The sequence below is a fragment of the Paenibacillus sp. FSL H8-0048 genome, assembly GCF_038002825.1.
Lineage (GTDB): Bacteria > Bacillota > Bacilli > Paenibacillales > Paenibacillaceae > Paenibacillus_AQ.
Map to the genome: position 1 here is coordinate 3,407,641 of NZ_JBBODF010000001.1, position 17,616 is coordinate 3,425,256.

Here is a 17,616-nt window from a genome sequence, read left to right on the forward strand (position 1 = left end):
ATTGGTTAAATAGATAAGTTAGACCTACGAAATGAACTGATGTAGCGCTATATCCTCCCAGTCCAGAGTAATACGGATGTTGTCTTCCTCTACCAGCTCAGACCCGGTCTGCACCTCAATGAACTCCACATCGGTAAGAGCCAGAATGGCATGCTTGGTCCCTTCCGGTATCCGCACCACATCTCCCGCCTTCACCGTATGCATCTTCTCATTGATGACTATGCTGGCTTCCCCGCTGACGAAGGTCCAGATTTCACTGCGTTTGTGATGCAGCTGATAGCTGATATTCTTACCCTCATTGATGAAAATCCGCTTGGTCAGCACCTCGTTGCCCTCGTCATATTTCACATAGTCGATCACCTTGTAGTGGCCCCAGCGGCGTTCCTCGTACATCGGTCTTTGTTCAAAGGTCTTCAGCACTTCCTTGATCCGCGGACTCTCGGTCTTGTGTGTCACCAGAATGCCGTCCGGGCTGGCGGCGATAATCAGATCCTTCGCCCCGATCACGGTAATCGGAATATCCAGCTCGTTAATGAGCGAGGTGCCCTCGGAGTCTGCCGTTACGAAGCCCTTGCCGACATGGTTGCTGGTCATTTCCTCGGTCAGGGTGTTCCAGGTACCCAGGTCCTTCCAGAATCCTGCGTACGGCTGCACGACGATGTTCTCCTCTTTCTCCACCACTTCATAATCGAAGCTGATGGAAGACAGCAGCTTATACTGCTTCTGCAGCTCCTCGTAATTCAGCGGCAGCCCTTTGCGCTGCAGAATATCCAGCAGGTAACCCAGGCGGAAGGCGAACACCCCGCAGTTCCAGAGCGCGCCCTGGCTGATCAGCTCCTCGGCCTGCACACGGTCCGGCTTCTCCTGGAAGTGGCTGACCTGCAGATAACCATTCGCTCCCGCATCTGCGCCCGTTGGAATAATGTAGCCGTATTTCTCCGAAGCATGCTCGGGCACTACGCCCATCAGCGCCAGGTTCGCTCCGCTCACCAGCATAGTGTTCTCCAGTTGCAGCACCGTTTCGAAAAAGGAGGATTCCACGTATGGGTCCACCGGCAGAATCGCCACGGTCTCGCTTGGGGAAACTCCCGCGATGGAATACAGATAGGCCGCCGTCAGCGCAATGGCCGGGAAGGTATCCCGCCGCTCCGGCTCCACGATGATCGGCACCCCGCTGCCGAGCTGGCTCTGGATCATCTCCACCTGGCTGCGTCCGGTCGCCAGATAAGAGGACCCGGCCATGCCATTCTCCTCCAGCTGTCTCCATACCCGTTGTACCATTGATTCCGGTTCACCTGCCGGACTTGCCAGTACCTTCAGAAATTGCTTGGAGCGTGAATCATTGGACAACGGCCAGAGCCGCTTGCCTGAGCCGCCTGATAGAAGTACTAGTTTCATAGTGAACCCTCCATATCGTATTGTTATTGGGTATTTCTTATTGCGGTTGTAAGTTAAAACCCCGCCTGTTATGAGGGTCGCTGCAAGGAATTTTGGGCTTACGGCCCCTGCCCAATTTGGATTTCCTGATTAAAACCGCTCCTCGCGGTAGAAATCCAAATACAGCATATGCTTCCGAAGCGAGCTTTCCTGCGGAAAGCTTTTAGGCGGACGCTACGCTCCTACAGCTCCAAAATTCCTCTCCGCTCCATTTCATAACAGGCTTGTGATTTCATAACCGCTTCGCCCGCAGGCGAAGCTCCCGGCTAAAGATCCGGGTATTGCCGGCTTGTTGTAGCGGCAATAGGAGCGGGCTGCCGCTTGTTCCAAGGCGTCGCCGCTGACCTAGCGGCTAGAGAAAGCAAGAATTCCAAGACCGGAATTCAAAACCGGGAATCAAGACTCTTGTTCCAAGGGCTTGCCGCACAAATTTGCGGCGGCAGAAGCTGGTTAGTTTAAGTACGGGACACAAATGCTGCTCAGTTGCTCCAATTGGCTCGAATCCGAGAAATCAGGGGCACTTGTGCTCCTCATTTCCACATCCAGCCAACTTTAAGCACCTTCAGAGGGATTTATCCCTCTCATTTCACCGCGTAGCCCACTTTAGGCACATTCAAAGGGATTTATCCCTTTCATTTCGCCGCGCGGCCCACTTTCGGCCCATTCAAGGGGATTTATCCCCTTCATTTCTCCGCGCAGCCCACTTTCGGCCCATTCAAGGGGATTTATCCCCTTCATTTTGCCGCGCGGCCCACTTTCGGCCCATTCAAGGGGATTTATCCCCTTCATTTCGCCGCGCGGCCCACTTTCGGCCCATTCAAGGGGATTTATCCCCTTCATTTCGCCGCGCAGCCTACTTCCGGCGTAACGCCTTCAAGTGGATCGCCAGCTACACCGCGCCAGCCACGCTGGCGGAGAATCCGCTAAGCCCGCCCATCTGCGGGCGGCCGACGGAGATGTACTCAAGGCCGGTGCCCTCGATCTGCTCTTTGGTATAGACGTTGCGGCCGTCGATCAGCACCTGGCGGCGCATGGTTCCCGCAAGCGCGTGCAGGTTGATCTCCTTGAACTGGCTCCAGTCGGTCAGCAGGCAGACGGCATCGCTGCCCTCGGCCGCCTCCTCCGCCAGTCCGCACCAGCGGAGCTGCGGATGATCGTATTCCTTGCGGAAGTTATCCGCAGCGATGGGATCGTACAGCTTCACAATGGCGCCCTCGGCGACCAGCGCCTCGACGATCTCACGGGCCGGGGCCTCGCGGACATCATCGGTATTGGGCTTGAAGGCAAGCCCCCAGATGCCGATAACCGCACCGCGCAGGCTGCCCAGCGATTCATGGAGCTTGGAGATAATCATGAAGCGCTGGCCTTTATTGACTTCAACGACGGATTTGAGCAGCTTGAACTCATAATCCACGTTACCGGCAATCTGGATCAGCGCATTGGTGTCTTTCGGGAAGCAGGAGCCGCCATAGCCGATACCGGCTTGCAGGAAGGTCGAACCGATTCTCTGGTCCATCCCCATGCCGCCTGCGACTTCGGTGACATCCGCTCCTACCTTTTCGCAAATGTTGGCAATCTCATTAATGAAGGAAATCTTCGTCGCCAGAAAAGCATTCGAGGCATATTTGATCATCTCGGCGCTGCGGATATCCGTGACGAATACATTCTCTGTGAAGCCCTTATGCAGCTCGCGCATGGTCGGCTCCAGTTCAGGATTGTCGAGTCCGATCACGATCCGGTCGGGATGAAGCGTGTCGCGGATGGCAGAGCCTTCACGGAGGAATTCAGGCGCAGAGACGATATCGAAGGGATGATTCGTGAGGGAGGAGATCAGCTGGCGGATACGCTCATTGGTGCCAACGGGGACAGTCGACTTGGTCATAATAATCTTATAGCCCTCCATCGCCTGCGCAATCTCGGCAGCCGCTCCTTCGATATATCTGAGGTCGGCTTCGCCGCCCGGCAGGGACGGTGTACCCACGGCAAGAATGACGATATCCGAGCGGCGGACCGACTCCTGAAGATCGGACGAGAAGCTCAGCCGGCCCTCGCGCAGATTCATCTCGATCAGGGCCTCAATGCCCGGCTCATAGATGGGAGATTCCATCCGGTTCAGCTTAGTGATTTTCTCCTCATCCTTATCCACACAGATGACATGATTTCCATTTAGGGTAAAGCATACGCCTGATACAAGTCCTACATAGCCGGTACCAATCACTGCGAGTTTCATACTTTCATCCTCCTTTTAGGAAATTGACGTAGGCCTGTTCCACATACTGCTTGAACTGAACCATAAACGCCTGCTCATCGAATTTGCGTGCATGGCCCATAATCTGGTCGATATCCCACGCATAGGACTCCACCTCATCAATGGCCTTAAGCAAATCATCAACTTCCTGGTGCTGGAAAAATACGCCGTTAACGTATGGAATAATCGTGTCCAGCGCTCCCCCGGCCTGATAGGCGATAACCGGTCTTCCAGCAGCATTCGCCTCCAGCGGCGTGATGCCGAAATCCTCTTCCCCCGGGAAAACAAACGCCCGGCACTGGGACATCAGCCCTGTGACTTCCTCATCCTCCAGCCGGCCCAGAAACGATACATTTCCCTTGGCCATGCCTTCCAGACGCTTGCGGTCCGGTCCGTCCCCGACAATATACAGCTTCAGACCGTTACGGTTGAACGCCTCCACCGCCAGATCGATCCGCTTGTAGGAGACCAGCCGCGAGACAATCAGATAATAATCTCCAATGCTCGGGGAGCTGGTGAAGCGGGCCGTATTGATCGGCGGGAAAATCACATCGGAATCCCGGTGGTAATAGTTCTGAATCCGCGTCTTCACGACGGAGGAGTTGGCGACGAACTGGTTCACATTTTTGGAGGTGCGCTGATCCCAGTTCTTGAGCCGCTGCATATACACCTTAAGCAGTCTTTTGAACAACCCAGAATTCGATTGCCGCTCCATGTACGTGTCATAGTCCCAGGCGAAGCGCATCGGCGTATGACAGTAGCACAGATGGAAGGTGGATTCGGGCACCTGGATGCTTTTCATAAATGCACTGCTGGAGCTAAGAACGATATCATACCCGCTGAAGTCCAAATCGCGGACTGCCATGGGGTAGAGCGGGAGCACCCCTTTGAAATTACGCTTCACTCCCGGAATCTTCTGCAGCCAGGAGGCCCGGATATCGGCATCTTTGAGGTTATCGGTCAGGCGGCTTCCGTTAAAAACCGTTGTGAAGATCGGAGCCTCCGGGTACATGTGATGAAACACCTCCACCACCCGTTCCGCCCCGCCCATCTGGATTAAATAATCGTGCGCTATCGCAATTTTCATGTGAATCATCCTCAAAGTTTTATGGAGCAGCATCATCAAGCAGTGAACGCATGGTTAGAGACAGATGTGATGCAAGCCTTAAGCATTATGGAGCGGGAAGGTCAGGTGACTGCCAGCAGACCTTTGTAGTAAGCGACGATGTCCTTGACCGTGTTCTCGATGACAAAATGCTCTTTCACCCGTCTCATTCCATTGTCTGCCATCCGTCTACGCTCTTCGGGATGGTTCAGCATCCAGGTGATGGAGTCTGCAAGTACAGAGGCATCTCCGGGCTGGATCAGCAGTCCTGTCTCACCAGGAACTACGATCTCTACCGGTCCGCCTTCATTAGAGGCAATCACCGGCAGTCCGGCCGCCATGCCTTCGACGATGACCTGGCCGAACGGCTCAGGAGTGATCGACGTATGGATCAGTAAATCCGCTTGGTTCATGAGTCCTTGTATATCATCCACATGACCCAGCAGGCTGACATTGGTGATGCCATCCCGCTGCATCTGCTGAATTAATTCCTGTTTGTATTCTTCCTCCCCGAACAGGGCGTCACCGGCCAGCCAGAATTTCACGCGGCTGTCCTGCTTGAAGGCCTTAGCCGCTTCCAGCACAATATGCTGGCCTTTCCAGTGGGCGAGCCGCCCGACCAGCAGGACGTTAAAGTCCTTCCGCTCCCGCCGGCCGATTCCTTCGCCGATCGCCTTGGCGAAGGCTGAGTAGACGACCAGCGTCTTCTTCGAGCGCGGCAGCTCCAGCGCATTCAGCGTGGAGTGGGAATTGGCAATGACCCCGTTCGGCAGCAGGCGTGACAGCAGCCGGATCGCCTTGGCGACAACCGGTTTCAGATAAGGCGCCCCGATGTGGTCCCGGATGTGCCAGATCAGCGGCACGCCTGCTTTTTTGGCAGCAACAGCTCCGTAGAAGGCCGATTTCAGGGAATTGGTATGCACACAATCCACCTTCTCCTCCTTCAGCAGCGGAGCCAGCTTGCGGCCATAGGCCAGCAGCTTCATCGCAGCCGCCGGAGCCCCGAGGTTCACGGCATTACGGCCGCGGCTGCGGATGCTCTCATCCAGCGGGATAATGCGGACATCGATGCCCTTCTCCCGCAGACGTTCCGCAAGCGTGCCTTCCTCCGCCAGGATCACCAGCGGCTCAATCTGCTCACCGATGTTGGTGAGGATGTTGAACAGGGCGACTTCGCCCCCGCTCCATTTGGCGGTGTGGTCGATATAAGCGACTTTGATCATCCTACGCTCACACCCTTTCCCAAGGTTTCGAGGAATAAAGATTCAATCTTGTCGCCCACATGCTGCCAGGTGTACTTCTCCAGCACATGATTCCGGCACTCGTCCCGGCCCGGCAGCAGCTTGCGGTTGCTCAGCATATGAATCATGCCCTCCGCCATATCCTCGCTGGCTGCACTCTTGAACAGCAGCTCCGGCCGGAAGCCCTGGAGGATCTCCTTGTTGCCGCCGACCGGCGTAGCCATCACCGGCAGCCCCGAGGCCAAAGCCTCAACGGTAATCAGGCCGAAGCCTTCCAGCGCCTGGGAAGGAACAACGAACATATCCGCTGCCTGATAATAGGAGGCCAGCTCATGATCGGGAATGTAGCCGAGCAGGCGGACTTTGTTGCCCAATCCGTAATCGGCGATCCGCTCTTCCAGCTCCCCGCGCAGCGGGCCCTTGCCCCCGATCAGCAGAATCGCGTTCGGGAACCTCTCCGCCACCTGCTTCCAGGCTTCCAGCAGCTGCAGCAGCCCCATCCGGTTCATCAGCCGGCGGACCGTCAGGACGGTGGTCGCGCCTTCCGGCAGATTCAGGGTCCGGCGGATCGCCAGCCGGTTCGGAGCGGGGGTGAACCGCTCGACATTCGCCGCTCCCGGAATGACGGTAATCTTGTGCAGCGGTACACCGTGCAGTTCGTGCAGCATGTTACGGAAGTAATCGCTGAGGACGATGAATTTGTCCGCCAGCTTGTAAGCCTTATGTTCTATCGACTTGGCAATCGTTGTTTTGACCTTATGCTTGATGCCTTGACCTTCAATCTTCATCTCTTCGTTCCACGGGCCGTGGAAGGTCATGATGACCGGAATCCCCCGCTTCTTCGCTTCAATTGCAGGCCCGATGCCGTAAGGGGCGAAGTGGGTGTAGAGGATATCGATCCGCCCGCTGCCGTCCCCCATCAGGGAGGCCGCCTTGCGCTGGAAGGCATCCTTGCGCTTCCAGATGGTCTCCTTCGGATCACCGGCATTGTGGATGATCAGTTCCTTCGGCGTCTCCGGCGTTTCTTGGCTGCAAATCAGGGCATGCACCCGGTTCCGTGAGGAGAGCTGTTCACACACGGATTTGAAATAGGTGTTCAGTCCTCCGGGCTGTAATGAGGGCCAGCTGAGGCCGGTCGTCATAATGTTGAGTCCGTCATTGTACGACATAGCTTCTCTCCCCCTTGTTCTCCTTCTCGGCCTGACCCGCTTCGTTATGCCGGGCCAGCCTGCCTGCGCTGTGCAATTCGTAATGCTTGAAGCCGACCATGAATTCATACATCACCCAGAAGACGGATACCGCGAAGCCCGAGATGCCTTTCTTGAACAGGCCATGCAGGAAGTACTTCTGCAGGAACCGTGCGGGCGGACGCAGGAGCAGGTGGCTCAGCTTGAACGGCTTGCCGCTGGCGAACGCACTCTCTGCTTCCAGATCGGTGTATTTGTTGAACCGGGCGACATGGTCGTTGATGCTGCGGAAGCCTTGATGCCACAGCGTTCCGTTCAGCTTCACCGTCCGTTCCTCGGACACCTCGGGCATCTCATGCACCAGAGAGTTGCGGATACCGTATTCCTTGCGGTTATACAGCCGCACCAGGTATTCGCCTTTATCCAGCCATTTGCCGAGGAAGTCGCCAATCCGGTACAGCGAGAATGCCACCGTAGCATCGGTCAGTCCCGGCTTGCGCTCCAGGATATCCCGGGCCAGCTCCTCGCTGACCACTTCATCGGTATCAATCAGGAAGACCCAATCATGGATGGCACGTTCCACTCCGAATTCCCTTTGCTTCGCATATCCGGGCCAGGGGTTGACATACACCCGGCATCCCAGGCTCTCGGATAGCCCTACGGTCCCGTCTTTGCTTCCTCCGTCGATTACGACCACCTCATCGGCGAATAACCGGCAGGACTGAATCGCTTTGGATATCCGAACTTCATCGTCCTGGGCAATGATGACCGCCGAGACAGGGTAGCTGCCCCGACCGCCAAGCACGCTTGTTACTGAATCCATGATAGGTATCCTCCTTATATGGTCTGGTGTGTGTCGTCGCTGCGGGGAATGTTTGGGCTTCTGGCCGCTGTTGTTCTCTGATTTCCTTGATTGGACCGCTGTTAGCGGGTGAAATCAGAGAACTGCTTATGCTTCCGATGCGAGCTTTTCTTCGAAAAGCTTTCAGGCGGACACTTCGTTCCTACAGCTCCAAACTTCCCCTCCGCTTCTCCAACACCATCCCATAGTTTTTTAAGCAGATAAGGGCTCGCCTCGTGTTCTCGGCTCGCTAAACCAGCTACAAGCCATTTGAGTCTTACTCTAAACGCTTGAATCAAAACCCTTAACTGCCTACACATCCATAGGTTTCTTGCGAATATACGAATTCATCGTCGTCTTCATCCACTGAAGGTCCTGGGCGTTAATGAGCAGCCGCGGAAGCTTGACCTTCAGGTTGTACCTGATATTGAGAATAATGAACAGGAACCGCAGCACGGCTGATGAGAGCATCGCCACCCCGGCTCCGAACAATCCGAACTTCGGCACCAGCAGGAAGAGCAGCGGAATCACCAGGATCAGGCCGACCCCCTGCAGGATGGATACGAACTTCGGCTTGCCCAGCGCCATGAACACCTGAGCCAGAATCAGCGTCCCGCCGCTGATGGTCACTTCCAGCAGCAGCAGGCGGAACACGGTAAGCGCGGTATTGAAATCCTTGCCGTAGAGCAGCGGGATGACAAAGGGCGCTACCAGCATCAGGAACACTGCGCCTAGCAAAGTACAGGTAGTACTGATCCGGAAAGCCTTGAAGGTAAGGGCAACCGCTTCGTCCTTCGACATCTCGGAGGCTTTCGGGAAGAGCACCACCGTGATTGAATTCGCGAAGAAGTTCACCATACGCGACAGGCTGACCGCTACCGCATAGAGCCCCAGATCTGCCGGTCTCAGTAATCCGGCAATGATGATCTGGTCTATGTATACTGAGAATTGTCCAAGCAGGTCATTCCCGTAGGAGCCCAGACCGTAGGTAAACAATCTTTTGAAATTAAGATAGGAATCCCGGAGCTTAACCTTGTAGGTCCGCAGCAGCAGGAAGGTCATCCAGATGAACAGCGGAACCGATGGCACCAGATAAGCCAGTGCGGTTGTATAAGGATTCATATAGCCGGTCAGGATCAGAATCCCGATGGCTCCCAGTGTCAGCAGCGGCACCAGGTACCGCATCCAGTTGAAGGTCTTGTAATCTCCTCTGAACTGGAAGGCCGCGTTATTGATCTGCGACACCACAATCAGCGGGCAGAGAATCATCGACCACTGGGCGAAGACCACTACCTCATGACTGAAGGACCCCAGCCAATAAGGCAGCACCAGTATTCCGACCGTCATGGCGATGGTTCCGAACGTCAGGCCGATCAGCAGGGCCATCCGGTACAGCACCCCGGCTTCCTGCGGATTCTTCTTGGCGTTGTAGATCAGCGCCGAGGGAATGCCGAAGCTCATGCTGAAGGCCAGGAACTGCGACCAGTTCACCATCGCTGTCTGCTCCCCCCGGCCTGACGGGCCGAGATAACGGGCAGTCAGTACGCCGGTCAGCATATTGACCAGCAGGATCAGCACGCTGACGAACATCGTTTTGACAGCAGCCGAGCTATTGTCCTTACTCTTCGTGAACCTGCGGAAGGTGGACCATACCCGGTTAGCGGGTAGTGATTTGGCGCTTGACTGCTGCATGCGGTAGTCCCTTCTTTCTGCTTTGAGTGAGCTCCCTCGCGCTGAGGCCAAGTCCGATCAGCATCCAGATCAGATACCCCTTAAGACCGGGAAAGCCATTATCCGATATCAGGCTGGCTACAGCTCCCATCCACGCCGCCAGCGCCAGTCTGGCGTAGGGCTGAAGTTCATTCCTGCGGGTGACTCTGGCGCCGATCTCCTTGATGACCGCGCCGAGTGCCCCGAAGAAGAACAATGCGCCCAGTACGCCGAAGGTCAGCAGCAGCGCGATGAAGCCGTTATCCATATTGCCGTATTCCCCCAGCTCTCCGCCGTTGCCAAGCTTGGTGCCCTGGCCTACACTGCCGATCCCCTGCCCTACCGGATTGCCTGCCACCATCGGCAGCATGTTGGTCCAGAGGCTGAGGCGTTCATTGTAGGAATGATCCTCCTGTACGGAGGTCAGGGTCTCCATCCGGGCCACCAGCCCCTCTGCTCCCGGAAGCTTCGGAACGATCCAGAACAGCGCGGCTGCCACGAAGGCGAGCTGGAGCAGCGTCTTCCATTTACCCTTGGAGGGAGAGGAAGCGATGTAGACCAGCAGCATCACCAGCAGGACCAGCCATGCAGACCGGACGAGCGTAGTCAGCAGGCAGACCACTACGAGCAGAACACCGAGCCAGCGCAGGGTCCCCTGCCATCTTTTCTCCAGAATCATCGGCACCAGAGCGAAGACCAGGAAGGTTGCTGCCGGACCCGGAGAGTTCAGGGTCGAGAAGACCCGGATCTCCAGCGGATAGGGAGTCCCGATGGACATCATATCGGCATTCCGCATCCAGAAGGCGTCCCAGGGAGGAACAGTCAGATACTGCACGATCCCGTAGACCGCAACCAGCACGGCAATGTTGGCAAAAGCGTACAGCAGCCGGTCGATATCCTTCGGCTTAAACGGCGTGACCGCGAAGAAGGGAATCAGCAGCAGCGGTACGATGTAATTCGCCAGATCGTATACCGAGCCGATGCCGTTCTTCGCCAGACCGATCAATGTGCCGTAGGCCAGGGCGACGGAGAACAACAGCATGATCCGGGTGGAGGACTTGCGAATCCGGTGAATTTCCCGCAGCACCGGAATGGCTAAGGTCGCTCCGGTCAGCAGCGGGGCCAGACTAAGCAGGGAAACGGAGTGATACACGCCTTCGTACCAGTCTGCAATCCGCCGCAGCTCCGGGGCAACCGCCCAGATCAGCAGCGTGTACGGAATGAGCATCCGCGGATTCAGCAGGGAGAGCAGCAAGGCCGGAAAAAGGATGCCTGCCAGAATGATGCCTTGCAGGCTATTCGACGCGCTCAGGTTCGCACTGGCAAAGCCGATCGCCAGCGGCAGGGCCAGCGCCGCAGCACAGATCAAGGTCATCAGTACAGCCGACTTCACGGCTTGTGCCGATGGAAGATTCAGATTATTCTCATCTCTGCTTAGCATCTTCATTCCCTGCCTCCCGTCTTTCGCCGCGTTCTTCAATCTGTACTGCTGTTCTTCACCTTGCCCCGTTTGCGCAGCTCTTTGAGCAGGAGCACCAGGAACTGGGCATCGTCGACAAGGTATCTTTTCCATAACCGGCCCGGCTCCTGACTAAGTCTCCAGAGCCACTCCATGCCGGTTCTCTGCATGAAATCCGGTGCCCGCTTCACTGAGCCGGACAGGAAGTCGAAGGTTGCACCCACCCCGATGGAGACCGGCGCCTGGTAGGAGGTATAGTGACGGTAGATCCACTTCTCCTGCTTCGGTGCGCCTACCCCTACGAACACGATATCGGGCTGGCTCTCGGTCAGCATCTGGATAATATGCCGGTTCTCTTCTTCGTTGTGCTCGAAGCCGTAGGAAGGCGAGTAACAGCCCACTACGTTAATGCCCGGGAAGGCGGCCTTCAGATTCTTCGTAGCCTGCTCCGCCACTCCCTCGGCGGCACCGAGGAAGAATAACCGGTATTGCCTTTGCTCGAACGCATTGCCCAGGCGGCTGAACAGGTCCGCGCCGGACACCTTTTGCTTCAGCGGTTTGCCGAGCATTTTGGAAGCCCAGATGATCGGCATCCCGTCCGCGACTACGGCACCTGCTTCAGAGTACACTTCCCGGAACTCTTTGTCCTTGCGCAGCTTGATCACATGATCGACATTGCAGGTCAGGATGTAGGACTGGTTCCGCTCCTGAATGGTTCTGTCGATATAATCCAGCAGGTCCATGAAGTCATAGTTATCGAAATTGACATCGAACATGTTCACTTGGTTCATCGTATCACTTCTTTTTGTGGGGAATCGGCCAGCTGTGAAGATCGGTACAGGCAGTTCAGGTACCAACAGAACGGAATGATGAATTGGACCGTCGACAGCGTGTTATCCGTGAAAGAATAGATCAGAAATGCTGCAATAAAGAGCAGGAAATAAGGTTTGACCGCCGGCAAAAGAACTCTGTATACCATAATAAACACAGCGAGCAAGGACAGCAGCAGCAGGATGGCACCAACATATCCCCCATCGTAATAAAAGCGGATATATTCGTTATGCGGAACCACGAACCCTCCGTAGAGCGTTCCGTCATTCGCCACCGTTACGGCTCCAAGCCCCCGTCCCGCAAGCGGCGAATCTGACGCCTTGTTCAGGAAGTACTCCCAGGCCTCCGCCCGCCCCGACAGGTCAATTCCCGTCTCGGTCGTCCGTTCGAAGGAGCGCTTCTTGAGGTTGTCGAGCTGCATATATACCGCCGCGGTGATGACCAGCAGCGAGCACAGCAGCGGGATCAGATACTTCTTCTTCCCCTTCAGAAAAGCGCGGGAGATATCATAGAAGTAATAGAGCACCATCAGCACCAGGGCGAGAATCGGCCCGCGCGTGCCTGTGATCACCAGAATGAAGAAATTCAGCCCCAGCATGATGTAATTGAACCGGATATACTGCGGACTGCGCTTGATCTCGATGAACGCGATTGCTACTCCCATGAAGGCCAGCATCGCCAGGTGAGGCGGAATATTGGCCCCCTGCACCCGAACCGCACCTGTGAACTCCACGGCTACCAGTGAATGTATATTCGCAGCCTGCAGCACCACGCCTATCAGCATGCTGACCAGCGGCAGCAGGGTAATGATCCGGATCTGCTTCCCGGCAACCTCCTTCTTCCAGTTGATCAGCAGAAGCACGAAGGGCAGTGACAGTCCGATGAAGGCTTTGACCGCAATCGATGTGCTCATCTCCGGCAGCCAGATGGAGAAGCTGAAGGTGAGCAGAATCAGGGCCAGCATCGCCCATAAGGGAGGGCTGAGCTTGAACCTGAGGCCATTCACCAGGATACACGGCACCAGCAGCATCAGAATCACCAGCTTGTAGAGCGACAGGATCTCAATACCGAACATACTCCCGCTGTACAAGAAGTTAATCGAGACCGCCGTGGTCAGCAGAACGAAATAGCTGATCAGCTCAGGGCGTGACAGGGAGGCAACCAGCAGCAGAATGAAGAATACGGCCGCTACTGCGATGACCGGCTGGAAGATGACGGCTGTTCCGAGGAACAGTGCAGTTACGAGATAGAGCATTCCGTATGGCAGACTATTGATTTTGGTGCCCCACTCAAAATTGGTCATCGCGCGTCCTCCCCTCACCCCGCTGCGGATTCCCTCTTCCGGCTCCAAATCATATGGAGAGTTCCGCGAATACTCTCCAGCCGGCATTTATTCAGCAGCTTCCTTCCCTTACTGCGGGATAGAATTGAATCTGCCAGGATGTAAATCACTTTAGCGCCTGTCTTGCCCAAGAGCAGCAGATGCCCTTTCATCCCTTCACTCTTCATAGCGTTCGATATGCCTTGGCTGTAATACCGCTTCATGATCCAGTCCTCCGTCAGCCGGTTCGCCGGAACGAAATGATCCACGGCCATCTCGGGATGATAGAGGATCGAATGTCCTTCCTGCTGCAGCTGGCTGAACAGCCAGGTCTCTTCACCCGAGAGCAGCGAATCGCCCTTGCGGCCCAGCTCCAGCGGGAACAGGCTGATATCGAACACCGGCTTGCGCATCGCCATATTGGCACCGCAAGGGTGAAGCCGCTTCGGATACTCCTTGATCCGGTTCCCCAGATCGACAATCGTATACGGAAGCTCGAACGGCTTGATCAGCCAATCCGGACGCTTGCTCTCGAAGATCGGAGCAATCTTGCCGCCCATCGCCATCACCTCCGGCTTATCCGCGAAGGTGTTCACAATGGTTGTAATCCAGGTCCGGCAAGGGATCGCATCATCGTCCAGGAAGGCGATGAGCTGCGATTTGGAAGCCAGAATTCCTGTGTTCCGGGCTGCAGACAGCCCTTGAACCGGCTCCAGCAGATAACGGATATCCATATCGGCACCATAGGTCTCGATGAACCCCTTAATGGCGGCCGCCGTATCATCCGTGGACTGGTTATCCACGACGATGATTTCGGCCTGGTGCAAATTCTCCAGCGGCAGCAGCGAATGAAGAGTCTTGACCAGCAGCGCCGACCGGTTATAGGTGCATATGATAATGGAAATCTCAGGTACAGCTCCGTGTACGAACATCGGCATCACCTAATTTCCATATTTTTAATAAGCATTCTTGGAACCGAGCAGCATCAGGCCCGTCTTGACGATAATCTTCAGATCGAGCATCGTGCTGCGCATGTGGATATACGTGAGATCCAGCTGAACCATCTCGTCGAAGCCGACGCTGTTTCTGGCATTCACCTGCCAGTAGCCGGTGCAGCCGGGGGTTACCATCAGCCGCTGCTTGTCGTATTCCGTATACTGCTCCACCTCTTCAACGAGCGGAGGACGGGGACCCACCAGACTCATATGCCCCATCAGCACGTTCCAGAGCTGCGGCAGTTCATCAATACTGGTCTTGCGCAGGAATCTTCCAATCCGGGTAATGCGGGGATCATTCTTGATCTTGAACATCGCGCCGCTTACTTCGTTATAGGCCACGAGACTCTCCTTCAGCTCCTCGGCATTAGAGACCATGGATCTGAACTTGTACATGGGGAACAGCTTCTCGTCCTTGCCGACCCGATTTTGGCGGAAGAACACCTTGCCCTTCGGATCTTCCAGCTTAATCAGGACAGCCACCACTGCGAAGAGCGGAAGCAGGAACAGCAGCCCCAAGGCAGAGAACAAGATGTCGATGATCCGCTTCATGACCAGATAGGATTCCATTCCCTTGCTTTCTTCACCCGAATGCAGCATGTAAAGTTTCGGCAGGACGGCCTCATAGTCTTCCGGCAGTTTTTGCATGCTCATCTCTCCTCATTTCTCGTAAAGGTTTATGCAGTCTTACTTCTTGACTCCGGCTTGTATCGCTCACTCTCGGGGAACTGTCTTTAGCTGCTGATCGTGGTCTGTCCCGCTTTATTCAGCCATTCCGCCATAGCATCCATGACCTGATAACGCAGATCTTCGCTCTCTAAGGCAAATTCCAGTGTGGTCAAAATATAACCGAGCCGCTCGCCGACATCATATCTCGTACCGTCAAAGTTATAAGCGTAGACACGTTCGCTCTGGTTCAGCTTCTGAATGGCATCCGTCAGCTGAATCTCGCCGCCTGCACCCTTCTCCTGAAGATCAAGATACTTGAAGATCTTAGGGGTAAATACATAACGGCCCATGATCGCCAGATTGGAAGGTGCCGTGCCAAGTGCCGGCTTCTCCACGAAGTTGTTCACCCGGTAGAGCTTCCCGTCCTGCAGATCCGGCTCAATAATCCCGTAGCGGTTCGTGAATTCATCCGGGATGACCTGTACCCCGATCACCGAGTTCTGAGTCTCCTCATACTGGTCGATCAGCTGCTTCAGGCAAGGGACCTGTCCGGTTACAATATCATCGCCGAGCATCACGCCGAACGGCTCATCGCCGATGAACCGTCTGGCACACCATACGGCGTGGCCGAGACCCTTGGGTTCCTTTTGCCGGATGTAGTGAATTTCCACCTTGGAGGACCGCTGCACCTCTTTGAGCAGTTCCAGCTTACCGTCCTCCAGCAGCCGGGATTCAAGCTCAAAGGCGTTGTCGAAATGATCCTCGATCGCCCGCTTGCCCTTACCGGTTACAATGATGATGTCTTCGATCCCGGAGGCAATGGCCTCCTCCACGATATACTGGATCGTCGGTTTGTTGATAATAGGCAGCATTTCCTTGGGCATTGCCTTGGTTGCCGGAAGGAAACGTGTGCCTAACCCGGCCGCCGGGATAATTACCTTTTTTACCTTTTTCATCACACATACCTCCCAATAGTTTCGTTCACATTGCCGCTGTCGTGTTCTACTTGGTCTGGTTCATTGCTATTCCGAGAATCCTTACACCTGTCTGTTCCATGAGACCCTTCAGCTTGCGGAGAGCTTCACGCTTCGTCCGGCCGTGTCTGGCGACAATAACCACTCCATCCGAGAGCGGGGCCAGAATCCGTGCATCGCTGTAATCGACCGCCTGCGGGGAATCCAGCAGAATGAGATCGAAGCTGGCCTTCAGCTCCCTAAGTAGCCCGGTCATTCTCTCGCTGCCGAGCAGATCCGGCGGACTGACCGTACTCACTCCGGCAGGGATGACTGCCAGATTCGCCAAGCTGCCGTATACCAGAACGTCCTTTGCTTCCTCGTAGCCGCTTAAGTAAGCTGCCAGCCCCTGGCTGCCTTCCACATCGAAGACACTATGCAGGCCGGGCTTCCGCAGGTTACAATCCACCACTGCCACTTTCTTGCCGTCCTGTACGAAGGATACGGCCAGATTGGAGAGAATGGTGGTCTTGCCTTCGCCGCCCTCTGCTGAAGTGAAGAGCAGCACCTGACCGCCTGGTCCCTTCAGCAAGCCGAGCTGGCGGATATACGTGCGCAGCGAGCGGAAGGATTCGGACACATGCGATGACGGGTTCATATCCGCGATTAGACTTCTATTCAGCCGTAACATATTTGCCCTCCCCTACTCTTGCCTTATCTTTATCCGTGGTGCCGAAATCGCGTTTGCGGATGGCCGGAATACTGGCAATGACCGGAAGGCCAAGCTCGAATTCCGCTTCCTTCTCGTTTCTCAGCGTACCGTTCAGCGTCTCCATCAGCAGGATAATCCCGACCGCTGCCATCAGTGACACCACGAAGCTAATCAGAATATTCATGGTCACCCCGCCGTTGACCGGCAGAGGCTGGGCTGCAGGATCAGCCGGAGTCAGGAAAGTTACATTATCCAGGTTCATCAGTGCCGGCAGGCTGCGGATGAAGGTCTGCGAAACCGCGTTTACAATCGTAGCTGCGGTGCCGTAATCCTTATCCTCCACAGTCAGATTAATCACCTGGCTTTTCTCCGAGGATTTGATCTGCAGCTTGGCAGCCAGCTGGCCCGCCGTCAGACCGAACTCGGGATGCTCCGCGATCACACTCTTCATAATGGTTGGCGACTTCATGATTTCCTTATAGCTCTCGATGAGGTTAAGACTGAAGTTCAGTGCGTTGAGATTATTGCTCTCGGGGACATTCACAACGTTGTTGACCAGTAGCTGTCCAGAGGCGGAGTAGACGGGCGCAACGAAGTTTTTACTGACGTAGAAGGTGGTGGCGCAGGAGATAAGTACAAATACCATGATTAACCATAATTTTTTCTTTATCAGGTTAATGTAATCCAAAATCGTCTTTTCCACAGTAACCCTCCTTCCGCTTGTGTTCGTTTTGAAAGCAATCATGAAAGTTTCAGATGTCTTGCTTTTATTCTAACAATGCGCAGGATTTATCACATGCCCCCTAGCATCACTTTACACTTCACTTTCGAGTGACTGCGTTTGGTCCGCCAGAGGGGGTGGATGGTATACTTTAGTACCATATGTCTGTAAAAAGCTCACACCCCC

15 protein-coding genes are annotated in these 17,616 nt (G+C 55.3%); all 15 read right to left on the bottom strand.

The window, feature by feature from the left end; genetic code table 11:
* Window positions 1-24: 24 nt before the first annotated feature.
* On the bottom strand, window positions 25-1,398 hold the full coding sequence (locus NSU18_RS14435; RefSeq protein ID WP_341018915.1) for a sugar phosphate nucleotidyltransferase: 1,374 nt from the start codon (window positions 1,396-1,398) through the stop codon (window positions 25-27).
* A gap of 928 nt (window positions 1,399-2,326) precedes the next feature.
* The gene (locus NSU18_RS14440; RefSeq protein ID WP_341018912.1) at window positions 2,327-3,667 is read right to left on the bottom strand and encodes a UDP-glucose dehydrogenase family protein; all 1,341 of its coding nucleotides are present in this window, start codon (window positions 3,665-3,667) and stop codon (window positions 2,327-2,329) included.
* 4 nt (window positions 3,668-3,671) lie between these two features.
* Window positions 3,672-4,772 (bottom strand): glycosyltransferase, encoded by a 1,101-nt coding sequence (locus NSU18_RS14445; RefSeq protein WP_036693619.1) that lies wholly within the window; start codon window positions 4,770-4,772, stop codon window positions 3,672-3,674.
* A gap of 101 nt (window positions 4,773-4,873) precedes the next feature.
* Window positions 4,874-6,013, bottom strand: coding sequence for a glycosyltransferase family 4 protein (locus NSU18_RS14450; RefSeq protein ID WP_341018910.1), 1,140 nt, complete (start codon window positions 6,011-6,013; stop codon window positions 4,874-4,876).
* A complete protein-coding gene (locus tag NSU18_RS14455; RefSeq protein ID WP_341018908.1) occupies window positions 6,010-7,200 on the bottom strand; it encodes a glycosyltransferase family 4 protein in 1,191 nt (396 codons plus the stop codon). Before NSU18_RS14455 ends, NSU18_RS14450 begins: the two co-directional genes overlap by 4 nt.
* Window positions 7,187-8,041, bottom strand: coding sequence for a glycosyltransferase family 2 protein (locus NSU18_RS14460; RefSeq protein WP_341018907.1), 855 nt, complete (start codon window positions 8,039-8,041; stop codon window positions 7,187-7,189). Before NSU18_RS14460 ends, NSU18_RS14455 begins: the two co-directional genes overlap by 14 nt.
* A 330-nt stretch (window positions 8,042-8,371) precedes the next feature.
* Window positions 8,372-9,751: an oligosaccharide flippase family protein gene (locus tag NSU18_RS14465; RefSeq protein ID WP_341149344.1), complete on the bottom strand. Its 1,380-nt coding sequence runs from the start codon at window positions 9,749-9,751 to the stop codon at window positions 8,372-8,374.
* A complete protein-coding gene (locus tag NSU18_RS14470) occupies window positions 9,717-11,144 on the bottom strand; it encodes an O-antigen ligase family protein (RefSeq protein WP_341151046.1) in 1,428 nt (475 codons plus the stop codon). The genes NSU18_RS14465 and NSU18_RS14470 overlap by 35 nt, the downstream gene beginning before the upstream one ends.
* A gap of 101 nt (window positions 11,145-11,245) precedes the next feature.
* On the bottom strand, window positions 11,246-12,019 hold the full coding sequence (locus NSU18_RS14475) for a WecB/TagA/CpsF family glycosyltransferase (RefSeq protein ID WP_341018906.1): 774 nt from the start codon (window positions 12,017-12,019) through the stop codon (window positions 11,246-11,248).
* Window positions 12,016-13,362, bottom strand: coding sequence for an O-antigen ligase family protein (locus NSU18_RS14480; RefSeq protein ID WP_341149345.1), 1,347 nt, complete (start codon window positions 13,360-13,362; stop codon window positions 12,016-12,018). Before NSU18_RS14480 ends, NSU18_RS14475 begins: the two co-directional genes overlap by 4 nt.
* 14 nt (window positions 13,363-13,376) lie before the next feature.
* Window positions 13,377-14,318 carry a glycosyltransferase gene (locus NSU18_RS14485; protein WP_341149346.1) on the bottom strand — a complete coding sequence of 314 codons (942 nt, stop codon included), beginning with the start codon at window positions 14,316-14,318 and terminating at the stop codon, window positions 13,377-13,379.
* Between the two features lie 18 nt (window positions 14,319-14,336).
* Window positions 14,337-15,029: a sugar transferase gene (locus tag NSU18_RS14490; RefSeq protein ID WP_341149347.1), complete on the bottom strand. Its 693-nt coding sequence runs from the start codon at window positions 15,027-15,029 to the stop codon at window positions 14,337-14,339.
* 80 nt (window positions 15,030-15,109) lie between these two features.
* Window positions 15,110-16,000 (bottom strand): UTP--glucose-1-phosphate uridylyltransferase GalU, encoded by an 891-nt coding sequence (gene galU / locus NSU18_RS14495; protein ID WP_341018900.1) that lies wholly within the window; start codon window positions 15,998-16,000, stop codon window positions 15,110-15,112.
* Between the two features lie 46 nt (window positions 16,001-16,046).
* Window positions 16,047-16,688, bottom strand: a complete 642-nt coding sequence (locus NSU18_RS14500) for a CpsD/CapB family tyrosine-protein kinase (protein WP_341018899.1) — start codon at window positions 16,686-16,688, stop codon at window positions 16,047-16,049.
* Window positions 16,672-17,454 carry a YveK family protein gene (locus NSU18_RS14505; RefSeq protein WP_341149348.1) on the bottom strand — a complete coding sequence of 261 codons (783 nt, stop codon included), beginning with the start codon at window positions 17,452-17,454 and terminating at the stop codon, window positions 16,672-16,674. The genes NSU18_RS14500 and NSU18_RS14505 overlap by 17 nt, the downstream gene beginning before the upstream one ends.
* Between the last annotated feature and the right edge of the window lie 162 nt (window positions 17,455-17,616).